Origin of the sequence: Herbaspirillum sp., from assembly GCF_017744395.1 — a bacterium.
In the GTDB taxonomy this organism is placed as follows: domain Bacteria; phylum Pseudomonadota; class Gammaproteobacteria; order Burkholderiales; family Burkholderiaceae_D; genus Herbaspirillum.
Map to the genome: position 1 here is coordinate 18195 of NZ_JAGIBI010000009.1, position 13298 is coordinate 31492.

9 protein-coding genes are annotated in these 13298 nt (G+C 66.0%); 3 read left to right on the forward strand and 6 right to left on the reverse strand.

Going from position 1 to position 13298, the window contains the following annotated elements; genetic code table 11:
* Positions 1-14: 14 nt before the first annotated feature.
* From dxs to J7548_RS18790, 3 genes are read right to left on the reverse strand one after another with little or no spacing between them, the layout of a single operon-like run.
* The gene (gene dxs, locus J7548_RS18780) at positions 15-1880 is read right to left on the reverse strand and encodes a 1-deoxy-D-xylulose-5-phosphate synthase (protein WP_290977600.1); all 1866 of its coding nucleotides are present in this window, start codon (positions 1878-1880) and stop codon (positions 15-17) included.
* A 44-nt stretch (positions 1881-1924) separates the two neighbouring features.
* Positions 1925-2854, reverse strand: coding sequence for a polyprenyl synthetase family protein (locus J7548_RS18785; protein ID WP_290977602.1), 930 nt, complete (start codon positions 2852-2854; stop codon positions 1925-1927).
* The gene (locus J7548_RS18790) at positions 2854-3114 is read right to left on the reverse strand and encodes an exodeoxyribonuclease VII small subunit (protein WP_290977604.1); all 261 of its coding nucleotides are present in this window, start codon (positions 3112-3114) and stop codon (positions 2854-2856) included. Before J7548_RS18790 ends, J7548_RS18785 begins: the two co-directional genes overlap by 1 nt.
* A gap of 266 nt (positions 3115-3380) precedes the next feature.
* Between J7548_RS18790 and J7548_RS18795 the strand changes: the two genes are divergently transcribed.
* From J7548_RS18795 to J7548_RS18805, 3 genes are all read left to right on the forward strand, one after another.
* A complete protein-coding gene (locus J7548_RS18795; RefSeq protein ID WP_290977606.1) occupies positions 3381-4499 on the forward strand; it encodes an aromatic ring-hydroxylating dioxygenase subunit alpha in 1119 nt (372 codons plus the stop codon).
* 230 nt (positions 4500-4729) lie between these two features.
* The gene (locus J7548_RS18800; RefSeq protein WP_290977608.1) at positions 4730-5647 is read left to right on the forward strand and encodes a DMT family transporter; all 918 of its coding nucleotides are present in this window, start codon (positions 4730-4732) and stop codon (positions 5645-5647) included.
* Positions 5648-5684: 37 nt separating this feature from the next.
* Positions 5685-6542 carry a sulfurtransferase gene (locus tag J7548_RS18805; protein ID WP_290977610.1) on the forward strand — a complete coding sequence of 286 codons (858 nt, stop codon included), beginning with the start codon at positions 5685-5687 and terminating at the stop codon, positions 6540-6542.
* Between the two features lie 26 nt (positions 6543-6568).
* Here J7548_RS18805 and J7548_RS18810 read toward each other — a convergent pair whose 3' ends face one another.
* The 3 genes from J7548_RS18810 to J7548_RS18820 all read right to left on the reverse strand — a co-directional run bounded on the left by J7548_RS18810 (position 6569) and on the right by J7548_RS18820 (position 13283).
* The gene (locus J7548_RS18810; protein ID WP_290977612.1) at positions 6569-7492 is read right to left on the reverse strand and encodes a LysR substrate-binding domain-containing protein; all 924 of its coding nucleotides are present in this window, start codon (positions 7490-7492) and stop codon (positions 6569-6571) included.
* Positions 7493-7834: 342 nt separating this feature from the next.
* Positions 7835-11074 carry an Hpt domain-containing protein gene (locus J7548_RS18815; RefSeq protein WP_290977614.1) on the reverse strand — a complete coding sequence of 1080 codons (3240 nt, stop codon included), beginning with the start codon at positions 11072-11074 and terminating at the stop codon, positions 7835-7837.
* Between the two features lie 25 nt (positions 11075-11099).
* Positions 11100-13283: a methyl-accepting chemotaxis protein gene (locus J7548_RS18820; RefSeq protein WP_290977616.1), complete on the reverse strand. Its 2184-nt coding sequence runs from the start codon at positions 13281-13283 to the stop codon at positions 11100-11102.
* Between the last annotated feature and the right edge of the window lie 15 nt (positions 13284-13298).

The following is a 13298-nucleotide window of genomic DNA, read 5'->3' on the forward strand; positions in this document are numbered from 1 at the left end:
AACAAGTCGCGCAATCAGCCGTTGCTGACCACCAGCCGCGGCTGGTCCTTGCCGAAACGCTGCACGATGGACTGGGCGATGCCGGCGGCATCCAACCCGCATTGCGCCAGCAGTTGGCCGGCATCGCCGTGGTCGATGAAGCGGTCGGGCAAGCCCAGGTGCAAAACCGGCTTGTCGATGCCGGCGGCGGCCAGCGCCTCCGACACGGCGGCGCCGGCGCCGCCCATGATGCAGCCCTCTTCCACCGTCACCAGCGCCTCGTGGGTGGCGGCCAGTTGCTTGACCAGCTCCACGTCCAGCGGCTTGATGAAGCGCATGTTGGCGACCGTGGCGTTGAGCTTGTCGCCCGCGCCCAATGCCGGCGCGACCATGGTGCCGAAGGCCAGGATGGCGATGCCCTTGCCCTCGCGGCGGACTTCGCCCTTGCCCCAAGGCAGCACATCCAATGTCTTTTCCACTGCGGCGCCAATGCCGGCGCCGCGCGGGTAACGCACCGCGGCCGGGCCGTTGTGCCGGTAGGCGGTCGACAGCATCTTGCGGCATTCGTCCTCGTCGGACGCGGCCAGCACCGCCATGTTCGGGATACAGCGCAGGAAGGCCAGGTCGTAGTTGCCGGCGTGCGTGGCGCCGTCAGCGCCGACCAGGCCGGCGCGGTCCAGCGCGAAGGTCACGTCCAGGTTCTGCAGCGCCACGTCATGGATCAGCTGGTCGTAGCCGCGCTGCAGGAAGGTCGAGTAGATCGCCACCACCGGCTTCATTCCTTCGCAGGCCATGCCGGCGGCGAAGGTCACCGCGTGCTGTTCGGCGATGCCGACATCGTAGTAGCGCTGCGGGAATTTCTTTTCGAAGGCGACCATGCCCGAGCCTTCGCGCATGGCCGGCGTGATGCCGACCAGCTTGTCGTCGGCCGCGGCCATGTCGCACAGCCAGTCGCCGAACACTTTCGTATAGGTCAGCTTGCCGCCGGCGCTGGGCTTGATGCCTTCGCTGGGATTGAACTTGCCGGGGCCGTGGTACAGCACCGGGTCGGCCTCGGCCAGCTTGTAGCCCTGGCCCTTCTTGGTGACCACGTGCAGGAACTGCGGCCCCTTGAGGTTCTTCAGGTTTTGCAGCGTGGGGATCAGCGAATCGAGGTCGTGGCCGTCGATGGGGCCGATGTAGTTGAAGCCGAATTCCTCGAACATGGTGGCCGGCACGATCATGCCCTTGGCATGCTCTTCCAGGCGCTTGGCCAGCTCCAGCACCGGCGCCGGCAGCACCGACTTGCCCACGTCGCGCGCCTTGGCGTAGAACTTGCCCGACATCAGGCGCGCCAGGTAGCGGTTCAACGCGCCCACCGGCGGCGAGATCGACATGTCGTTGTCGTTCAGGATCACCAGCAGGTTGATGTCGTCGTAGACGCCGGCGTTGTTGAGCGCTTCGAAGGCCATGCCGGCGGTCATCGCGCCGTCGCCGATCACGGCGATGGAATGGCGGTCCGAACCTTGGGTTTTAGCCGCGAGGGCCATGCCCAGCGCGGCCGAGATCGAGGTCGACGAGTGCGCGGTGCCGAAGGTATCGTATTCGCTTTCGGCGCGGCGCGGGAAGCCGGAGATGCCGTCCTGCTGGCGCAGCGTGCCCATGCGGTCGCGGCGGCCGGTCAGGATCTTGTGCGGATAGGTCTGGTGGCCGACGTCCCACACAATGCGGTCTTGCGGCGTGTTGAACACGTAATGCAGCGCAATGGTCAGCTCGACCGTGCCCAGGTTGGACGACAGGTGGCCGCCGGTCTTGGATACCGAGTCCAGCACGAAGCCGCGCAGTTCCTCGGCCAGCGGCTTGAGTTGGGGACGGGACAGGCGGCGCAGGTCGGCCGGGTCGTTGATGGTATTGAGCAGCATACTGTTGTTACCGTTGATTGGGTCTGAAGGCCGTATGACCGGCCTCATGCCTTCCGTTGCACGATCAGGTCGGCAAGCTCGCGCAGGCGGCGCGCCTTGTCGCCGAACGGCGCCAGTGCCTGGTGCGCGTTGCCGCGCAGCTTTTCAGCCAGCGCCTGCGATTCGCCCAGGCCGAGTATCGAGACATAGGTCGGCTTGTTGTCGGCCGCGTCCTTGCCGGCGGTCTTGCCCAGCGTGGCCGAGTCGGCGGTGGCGTCGAGGATGTCGTCGACCACCTGGAACGCCAGGCCGACGGCGCGCGCGTAGTCGTCCAGCGCGGCGCTTTCCTCGGCCGCCAGGGCCTTGCCGCCGAGCGCGCCCAGGAACACCGCCGCGCGCAGCAGGGCACCGGTCTTCAGGCGGTGCATCTGCTCCAGCTCGGACAGCGACAGCGTCATGCCGACGCTGGCCAGGTCGATCGCCTGGCCGCCGCACATGCCGACCGATCCGGCGGCCTGCGCCAGCAGGTTCAACATGCGCAACTGGCGCGCGGCCAGGCCGGCGTCCGCACCCAGCTCCGCCTCCAGCGGCGCCGACAGGGTATCGAAGGCCTGCGCCTGCAAGGCGTCGCCCACCAGCAGCGCGGTGGCTTCGTCATACTGGATATGCACGGTGGGCTTGCCGCGGCGCAAGGCGTCGTCGTCCATGCAGGGCATGTCGTCATGCACCAGCGAATACACGTGGATCATCTCGACCGCGGCGGCGGCCCGCTCCAGCAGCGGCAGCGGCGTATCGAACACGTCGCCGGCGGCGTACACCAGCAGCGGGCGCACGCGCTTGCCGCCGTCCAGGGCGGTGTAGCGCATCGCCTCGTGCAGGCGCGCCGGCACTACCGAGACCGGCGGCAGGAAGCGTTCCAGCACGGTTTCCATGCCGGCCTGCACTTGCTGCATCCATTCGAGGAAAGACAGGGAAGCTCCCAGGCGTGCAGTCATCACTCGTCCTCGCTGGCGTTGGGGTCGGCGCTGAAGGGCTTGAGCATCTCTCCTTCGAGCACCTTGACCTGGCTGTCGACCTTGTCCAGTTGGGCCGCGCAGAACTTCACCAGCTCCGAGCCGCGCTTGTAGGCGGCCACCGAGGCTTCCAGCGGCAGTTCGCCGCCTTCCATCTGCGCCACGAGCTGTTCCAGCTCCTGCATGGCTTGCTCAAAGGAGGCGGGCGCGTTGGCGGCGGCGGTGGCTGAGGTTCTTGGCATATCGACCCATTTGAAAATCTAACCTGCTATTTTAGAACAAACCGCCCATTCCAAAATCAATTCAACACAGGATTGCAGCGGCACGGCAGGCCAAACCATGTAAATTCGGCCAAAATGCTGTCTAAATGACCTCAAAACCCGGAACCTTAAGGGGGTTTTAAGGTATAATCCCCGGTTCTGTCCAAAATTTCCTCTTCATATTATTTGAACACAGGTTTTTGCGGATTTTCTCTCTTAGGTTGGTGCAAATTAATTTGGGGGCGGAAATGTCCGATCTTGCTACTTTTGCCAAATTGGCGCGCTCAAACGCGCAACTTCCAGTCAACGTCTACTTCGACGAACCGCTTTACCAGCGGGAACTCCAGACCATATTCCAGCAGGGACCACGCTACGCCGGCCATGAACTGATGGTGCCGGAGACGGGCGACTACGCCACCCTGCCGTGGGAAAACGAAGGCCGCATGCTGGTGCGCAACGCGCACGGCATCGAGCTGGTCTCCAACGTGTGCCGCCACCGCCAGGCCAAGATGCTGGACGGCCGCGGCAACGCGCGCAATATCGTGTGCCCGCTGCACCGCTGGACCTACGACCTGAAGGGTGAGCTGATCGGCGCGCCGCATTTCGGCGAGACGCCCTGCCTGAACCTGTCGAAGACGCCGCTGCAGAGCTGGAACGGCCTGCTGTTCGAAGCCAATGGCGCCAACGTCTCGCAGCAGTTGAACAAGCTCGGCGTGGCGCGCGACCTGGATTTCTCCGGCTACCTGTACGACCACACCGAAGTCCACCAGTGCGACTACAACTGGAAGACCTTCATCGAGGTCTACCTGGAGGACTACCACGTCGAACCCTTCCATCCGGGCCTGGGCAACTTCGTCAGCTGCGACGACCTGAAGTGGGAATTCGGCCGCGACTACAGCGTGCAGACCGTGGGCGTGAACCACGGCCTGGCCAGGTCCGGTTCGCCGACCTACGCCAAGTGGCAGGAAAAGCTGCTGCAGTTCGGCAACGGCACGCCGCCCAAGTACGGCGCGATCTGGCTCACGCTCTACCCCAACATCATGGTCGAGTGGTACCCGCACGTGCTGGTGGTGTCGACGCTGTGGCCCAACGGCCCGCAGAAGACCACCAACGTGGTCGAGTTCTACTATCCGGAAGAGATCGCCTTGTTCGAACGCGAGATGGTGGAAGCCGAACGCGCCGCCTACATGGAGACCTGCATCGAGGACGACGAGATCGCCCTGCGCATGGATGCCGGCCGTCGTATACTGATGGATCGCGGCACCAGCGAAGTCGGGCCCTACCAGTCGCCGATGGAAGACGGCATGCAGCACTTCCACGAATGGTACCGCTCGCAGCTTGAGGTGCCGCCGGGCGCCAAAGAATAATCCGGCCACTGGCCGCGCAGAGGAGATTTCATGCAAGGGGAGCGGCAAGACGACGACGGCACTCAGATACGCCGCCATTGCCGCCGCCCCCGGATTGCAAGAACTTCAACTCCATTCGCGCCCCGCGTAATACCAGATCGGCAGCACCGGCTCGGCCCGGCGCTGCCGATTTCTTTTTCCGCAGCCGCCGCGCGCCTGCCCTCCATCCTTTCCACCAAAACGCCACCGCCATGCAATCGCTCTGGATGCTCGTCGCTTCTTTCCTGTTCTCCATCATGGGCGTGTGCGTCAAGCTGGCCGGCGAGTACTACAGCACTGCCGAGATCGTGCTGTGCCGCGGCCTGGTCGGAGTAACGGTCATCGCTTCCATGGTGCTGCTGCGCGGCGGCACCTTCCGCACGCCCTTCCCGCGCGAGCACCTGATCCGCGGCGGCGTCGGCGTGATCTCGCTGTGGATGTGGTTCTACTCGTTCAGCCTGCTGCCGGTGGCCACCGCCACCACGCTCAACTACATGTCCTCGATCTGGATCGCGGCCATGCTGTTCGCCGCCGGATGGTGGCAGGGCAACAAGAAATTCGAATGGGGCCTGGCCGGCACCGTGCTGCTCAGCTTCATCGGCGTGGCCTTGCTGATGCGCCCCTCGCTGAATTCGGAGCAGTTGCTGGGCGGCGCCATCTCGTTGTGCTCGGGCGTGCTCTCGGCGCTGGTCTACCTGCAGGTGCGCAAGCTGGGCTTGCTGGGGGAACCGGAATACCGCGTCGTGTTCTATTTTTCACTGACCGGCGTGGTGGCCGGCCTGGCCGGCAACATGGTGACCGGCAAGGTGCCCCTGCTGCATTCCCACTCGCCCACCGGCGCCGCCCTGGTGATCACCATCGGCCTGACCGCGACGCTGGCGCAGATCGCCATGACGCGGGCCTACCGCCTGGGCAACACGCTGCTGACAGCCAACCTGCAATATACGGGCATCGTGTTCTCCAGCCTGTTCGGGGTGGTGATCTGGAACGATGCGCCGGGCTGGATCGGCTGGACCGGCGTGGCCATCATCCTGGCCAGCGGCATCCTGGCCACCTACCATAACCAGCGCCGCAGCCAGAGCGCCGCCAAGAACGTCCCCAAGGTCGACCCGATCGCGACTGAAGTATGATCCGAACCATCCGCATCCGAGCACAAGGAGAGACCGCATGACCTACAGCACCCTGATCAGCGCCGCCGAACTGAAGTCGCGCGCGCAATACCTGAACCTGGTGATCGTCGATTGCCGCCACGACCTGGCCAATCCGAACGCCGGCCGCGAGGCCTATGCCGCCGGCCACATCGCCCAGGCCCGCTTCGCCCATCTGGACGAGATCCTGTCCGGCCCCAAGACCGATGCCGCCGGCCGCTTCCACGGCCGCCATCCGCTGCCCGACCGCCAGCGCTTCGTCGAGGCGATGCGCGCCCTGGGCATCAACAACGATACCCAGGTGGTGGCCTACGACGCCCACGGCGGCATGTTCGCCGCGCGCCTGTGGTGGCTGTTGCGCTGGATCGGCCACAGCGACGTGGCGGTGCTGGACGGCGGCCTGGCCGCCTGGCAGGCCCTGGGCGAGCAGGCGACCGCCGAAGTGCCGCCGCCGGCCGCGCACGGCAACATCCAGGACCTGACCTCGCTCGTCAGGACGGTGGATGCGCATGCGCTGGTGGAGAATTTGAAATCGCAGGCGCTGCAGGTGGTCGATGCGCGCGCGCCTGATCGCTTCCGCGGCGAGAACGAAACGCTGGACGCGGTCGGCGGCCATATCCCCGGCGCCAGGAATCGTTTCTTCAAGGACAACCTGCAAGCCGACGGCAGCTTCAAGAACGCGACCCAGCTGCGCGAGGAATGGCTGTCGGTGATCGGCGACCCGCATGCCGCGGTGATGCAGTGCGGCTCCGGCGTCACCGCCTGCCACAACCTGCTGGCGCTGGAAGTGGCCGGCCTGGGCGGCGCCAGCCTGTATCCGGGTTCGTGGAGCGAATGGAGTTCGGACGCCAAGCGGCCTGTCGCTACCGGCGCCTAAGACATTACTCTGTAATCGCGCCGGGCTCAGTCCTCGTCCGGCGCGGGCAAACCCGCCGCCCGCAAGCCCTGGATAAAGGCCTGCACGAACTGGTCCACCATGGCCGGGGCATCGCGCCGCCGCAACAGCGCCACCTCCGAATAGAAATCCGCATCCTTCACCGCCGGAAAACTCACCCCCGCCGACAGCGAGATGCTAGCCATGCTCTGCGGCACCACGGCAATGCCGAAGCCGGCATTGACCAGGCTCAGCAGTGAATTCTTGCGCGACGTCGCGCGCGCCACGCGCGGATAGAAGCCGTGCGCGATACAGCGCTCGGCCACCAGGTAGCTCAGCCCGCCGCGATCGCGGTGCGGCACCGAGACGAACTGCTCTTCGCGCAACTCCGCGATCTCAACCTGCTCGCGCCGTGCCAGCGGATGCGCGGCCGGCACCGCTGCCACCAGCCGCTCGCGGTACAGCACCGTGCTTTCCAGATTGGGATGCTTGCGCAGGATGGGCAGGCGCGCCAGGCCGATGTCGGCGCTGCCTTCATCGATTTCGCGCGCCTGGTATTCGGACGGGGCCTGCGATATCTCCAGCGAAATGCCGGGAAAGGCCTTGAGCGCTTCGTTCAGGGTCGGCCCCAGTGGCGCCGACAGCGGCACCGAGCTGGAATGCAGCAGCCGCAGCGCGCCATGCTCGCCTTTGCCGATGGTGCGCGCTTGCGCTACCGCGCGGTCGATGTCGGACAGGATCTTGCGGCTGCGTTCGTAGAAATCCTGGCCGGCGTCGGTCAGTTCGAATTGCTTGGCATCGCGCTTGAGCAGCACCACGTCGAGGTCGCCCTCCAGTTCCTTGACCTGCCGGCTCAGCGCCGACTGCGCGATGAACAGGCGCTCCGCGGCGCGCGTATAGCCACCGGCTTCGACGATTTCAACAAAGTACCTGAGCTGCCGGAATGAAATCATCTCCTCTCCCTTGTCCCCATATCGTTTTGAGATGGCGCCCCGCCCCATTTGATATTGGCGCCTCCGGCGCCGGGCGCATACAGTGAAGCCATCCCCAACGCCCGCGCCATGCGGGACCTTTTCCAAGGACCCATCGTGCTTGACGACCTGTTGCTGTTCCTCGGCCTGCTCGGCCTCGTCTGCAGTATCGGCATCCGCTGGAGCATGCGGCGCGCATCCGGCCGCCGCCGCGACATCGGCAACCAGCGCTGAAATACCCGCCGGCGCGACGTTGCCGCAGCGCGTTATTTTACGTCGGAGGTGGAATCGGCGCTGATCCGCGCCTTGCCGGCATGATGTTGATTAGTACAAGACATCCCTGAAGTCGTCATCCCGCCATTTGCTCGGATCGCCGGTGAAATGCCTGACCAGCGCCAGCAATTTCTCGTCCTGGTAAGGCTTGCCCATGTAATGGTTGACGCCGACTTCCATGGCGCGCTCGCGGTGCTTGGCGCCGGTGCGGGACGTGATCATGATGATCGGCTTGGCGCGGGTGGATTCGTTGTCGCGCAAATGGCGCACCAGGGTGAAACCATCCATGCGCGGCATCTCGATGTCGACCAGGAAGATGTCCGGTGTCCGGTCGTGCAACTGGCCGATGGCGTCATAGCCGTCGGTGGCGGTCGCCACCGCATAGCCTTCGCGCACCAGCAGGCGCTGCGTCACCTTGCGCACGGTGAGCGAATCGTCGACCACCATCACCAGCTTGCGCCCGGCGCGCGGCTCGGCTTTGGCCGGCCTGCCCGCCAGCCGGCGTGCGCCGGTGCGGCGCGCCAGCAGCAGCGGATTGACGATCAGGGCAATCTCGCCGTTGCCCAGCACGGTCGCCCCGACCACGCCGGCCAGGGTATCCAGTTGCGGCCCCAGCGGCTTGGCGACCACTTCACGGTTGCCCAGCACCTGGTCGACCAGGATCGCCACCAGCTCGTTGCCGCCTTTGACGAACAAGACGTGGCCCGATGCCTGCGGCAAACCCTCGTCTTCCCTGGGCGGTTGGTCCAGCAGCCGCTCCAGCGGCTGCAAGGCCACCCTGCGCCCGCCCTCGTCCAGCGCTTCCTCGGCCAATGCCTGCCGCAACCGCGCGCTGCGCAGTTGCACCACCTTGTCGACCAGCATCGAGGGAATCGCATAGGTCTGCCCGCCCTGCCGCAACAGGCAAACCTGCTTGACGGCCAGCGACAACGGCAAGTGGATGGTGAAATGCGTTCCCGCACCAGGCTGCGACTCCACCATGACGCGCCCGCCCAGAGCGGTCACTTCGGAGCGCACCACATCCATGCCGACGCCGCGCCCGGCCAGGGCCGATATCTCGGAGGAAGTGCTGAAGCCGGGCTCGAAAATCAGTTCGCTCACGCGCGCGTCATCCGGCGCGATATCCTCGCCGACCAGCCCCAGCGCCTCCCCCTTGCTGCGGATGGCGGCCAGGTCGAGGCCGCGGCCGTCGTCGGCAATCCGGATGATGGCCTCGCTGCCCTCCTGCGCCGCCCGCACGCTGAGCCGGCCGGCCGCCGGCTTGCCCGCCACGAGGCGTCCGTCGCCGGCCTCGATGCCATGCACGGCGGCATTGCGCAACAGGTGCTCGAACGGCCCGATCATGCGCTCCAGGATGCCGCGGTCCAGTTCGACATCGCCGCCGCCGATTTCCAGCGCCAGCGGCTTGCCGGTCTCATTGGACAACTGCCGCGCCAGATGCTGCAGGCGCTGCTCCAGGCTGTTGAACTTCACCATGCGGGTGTACATCAGCTCCTGCTGCAACTCGCGCGTCAGGCGGCCCTGGCGCCGCAAGCCTTCCTGCGTCTTGCCGGCGGCATCGACCAGTTGCTTTTGCAGCGAGGCCGCATCGCCGACATTCTCGGCCATCATGCGCGTGAGTTCCTGCAGATGGGTGAAGCGGTCCAGCTCCAGCGGGTCGAAGCGCGCGCTCTCGCCGCCGGCATGGTGGGAGGCGGCCATCTGGATCTCCGCCTGGATCTCGACATCGCGCAACTGGTCCGCCAGCTTGGCGATGCTCTCCGCCAGTTCTTGCGCGCTCTTGTGCAGGGCGTCGACTTCGTTTTCCAGTTGCGAGCGGGCGATCGACACCTCGCCCACCTGGTTGAGCAACTGGTCGAGCACGCTGACCTTGATGCGCACCAGCGGCGAGGCCAGCTTGCGCTCGCCCTCGGACAGCCGCCGCAGCGGCGCGGATGCGCCATCGGCGCCGCCCAATCGCTCCAGGGCTTCGAACTGCTTGAGCGCCTTGTCGTAGAGCGCCAGCAGGCCGGCGGCGGCATCCGCCCCGCCCTGCCCGCGCAGCGCGCGCTGTACGCCGCTTTCCAGTTCATGCATCAGGTGGCCCAGGCGCAAGGCCCCGGCCATGCGCGCGCTGCCCTTGACGGTATGCAGCGGCCGCCGCAGTTCGGCGATGGCCGCGCTGTCGGAGGGGTCGCGCTGGAAACGGTGCAGTCCCTCGCCCACCGCGGCCAGCAAATCCTGCCCCTCCTCCAGGAAGACCGGCAGCAAGTCATGGTCGATCTCATCGCGCAGCTCGCCGGCCCCGGCCTCCGGGGCGATGGCTGGCTCCGCTACCGCGGCAGCCGGCGGCGGGCTGGCGGCGCCCGCCTCTTCCCGCCCTGTGCGCTGCCGGCGGAAATGCCCCAGCAGCGCCGACAGCGCCTCGCCGGCTTGCGCCGGGGCCGCCGGCTGGCCGCCTTGCCGATACTGCTCCAGCATGGCGTGCATGGCGTCGACCGCATTTTCCACCGCGGCCAGTTGGCTGCCGTCGAGCCCGGCGGCAGCCGCCTTGACCTGTTCCAGCAAGCCTTCCAGCAAACCCGCCAGTTCCCGCATGCCGGCAAACCCGGCCGTGGCGCTGCTGCCGCGCAAGGTATGGACGGCGCGCATGAACAAGGGCGGCGCCGGCGCCACCAGGCCGCTGTTGGCCTTGGCGCGCCAGCTGCTGCCATGCTGGCGCATGGTCTTGAGCAACTGGCGGGCCTCGTCGAGATAAATGGCGCGCAGCCGGGGATCGGCATCGGCAGGCATGGCGCTGAGCGCGTGAGGATCCTGTTCAGGCGGCATAGACGCCATGCTTTCGCACAAGGCCCGCGCTGCGGCCACCAGCGAGGGCGCTTCCCGGTATGAGCCGCCTTGCATTGCAAGCTCGCCGATCCATTCTTCCAGCAGCAGGCGGCTGTTTTCCAGCAGCGCCAATACCGGCGGCGCCAGTGCGGCCGGCCCGGCCGCGCGCGCTTGCACAAGGCAGGCGTTGAGCAGGCGCTCCACCGCATGTGCCGCATCGGAAAGCGCCGCCAATCCCAGCATGCGCCCGCTGCCCTTGAAGGTATGGAAACAACGGCGCACGCCTGCCAGCAGTTCCGGATCGGCTGCCCCGCCGGCCAGCCGGGGCAGCGCCTCCCGCAAAGCGTCGAGCATCTGGCGCGCCTCTGCCAGGAATACCGCCATCATCTCCGGGTCGCGTTCCCGCGGCTGCCACTCGCCCGGGGCATCCCGCACGAAATCGCCGAAAGCCGGCGCGGAGGAAGTTGAGGGGATATCGTCCATCGGCGGCATGGCGGCAGGCAACGGCTCAGGACACCGTCACGCGGAAGCGCGACACCGAGCTTTGCAGTTCCTTGGCGGCATCCCACAGGTCGGTGTACAGGCTGGTGACCTGCTCCCGGCTCTGTTCGATGATTTCGTTTTCGGTCAGGATGCTCTGGATATTCTGCGCCACGCCGTTGGCCGAGATGGCCTGCTGCTCGGTCGACAGCGACATGCCCTGGATCAGTTCGGCCAGCTGGTTGGAGACGCTGCGGATATCCGACAGCGCCGCGCCGGCCGCGTCCGACAGCACGGCGCCTTCCACCACGCCGGCGGTGGACTTTTCCATCGCCGCCACGGCGTCATGGGTATCGGTCTGGATCATGCGCACCAGGGCGCCGATCTCGCGCGTGGCGGCGCTGGAGCGTTCGGCCAGGCGCTGCACCTCTTCGGCTACCACCGAGAAGCCGCGCCCGGCCTCGCCTGCCGAAGCGGCCTGGATGGCGGCGTTCAGCGCCAGCACGTTGGTCTGTTCGGTGATGTCGGAAATCAGGTCGGTGATCTCGCCGATCACTTGCGAGGATTCGCCCAGCCGCTTGATGCGCTTGGAGGTTTCCTGGATCTGGTCGCGGATCTCGTTCATGGCCTTGACCGCATCTTCCACCGCACGGGCCCCGCGCTCGGCCACCACCACCGAATGGCGCGCCACATCGGCCGATTCGCTGGCCGACACCGACACGTCGGTGATCTGCATCGACATCTCCAGCATCGATTGCCCGGTTTCCTGGATGCGCCGCGCCTGCATGCGGGCCGCGCCGGCCAGCTCGGTCGTAGTTTTGCGCACGTGGTCGGACGATGCCGCCACCTTCGACGCCATCTGCGTGACCTGCCCCACCAGTCCGCGCAGCGCTTCCACGGTGTAGTTGACCGAATCGGCGATGGCGCCGGTGATGTCTTCCGAGACGGTAGTGTGCACCGTGAGGTCGCCGTCGGCGACCTTCTGCAATTCGTTCATCAGGCGCAGGATGGCGGCCTGGTTGGCGACATTGGTGCGCATGGCCTTCTCTTCCTGCTGCTGCGCCTGCAGGCGTTGCGCTTCGGCCTCCTGCCGGCGCGCCTCAGCGTCGGCGGCATTGTTGCGGCTGTTTTGCAACTGCACCAGCGCGATGCCGATGGCGCTCAACAGCGCGCATACCGTCGCCGCCAGCATGGCCCAGAAGGTCCAGCCGCGCGACTCCTGGACCTCGCGGTAATCGCTCTGCAAGACCGTCAGGTGCTTCTTGAGCAGTTCGTTCTCGAGGAAAACCAGTTGCTCCGATTGCTTGGCGGCGATGAAATTCTGCAGGTTGCCGAGGATGCCGGCCACCTGCGGCTGGTATTCGCCGAAGACTTTCTCTAGCTCCTGCAGCTTGTCGCGCGTCTCCTTGTCGGTGACCGGTTTCAAGCGCAAGAGGTCGCTGCCGTTCAGGAAGCCGTCGAGGATGTCATGGAAGGTATTGACGTCCTTGCCGAGCAGGAAGGCGGTTTCGGGATTGACGCCCTCCGAGGTCAGGAACTCGTTGGCGCTGCGCCCCAGGCGCAGCGTCAGCAATACCAGTTGCCCGGCCGCGGCCATCTCGCGCGGGCTGGCCGAGCCTTGCGACTGCAGCATGGAAATCTGCTCGCTCAGGTCGAGCATGGTCGGCAGCAGCAGGTTGAGCCGCTTCAAGGTGACGCCGAAACCGGTCAATTCCTTTTCCAGCCTAAGGATGGTCCCGGACGCATGGTTAGTGTGCTCCCAGATCTTTTGCACGTCGTCCAGCACCGGCTTCATCGCGGCGTCGGGCAGGCTGATCGTATATCCCTGGTAGATACCGCCCTCCATCAGCAGGCCCAGGTCGCGGTTGAACTCGTTGCGGCTTTCGGCGAGCTGGGAGAACGCCTCCTTGTTGCCCTGGATGGCGTTGGGCACGGCCTTGCCGATGCGCTGCGAATGCATCACCAGGTCGGAGGCGATGTGCGTCTGGAACGTGGCATGGATGTAGTTGCGCGAGCCCTGCCACAGGAAGAAGAAGGTGCTGGCCAGCGACAAGGCCAGCAGGCCGAGCAGGATACGGGTCTGCCGGCGCAGCGAGAAACGGTTGATGAACGGCAGCCGGGTGCGGCGCGATGGCGGCACAACGGCATGCTCCGTTTCCTTCTCCGCTGTGTTTTTTTGCTTTTTCGGCAGACGCGGCAAACTCAATGCCATGACTGGTGCTCCTTT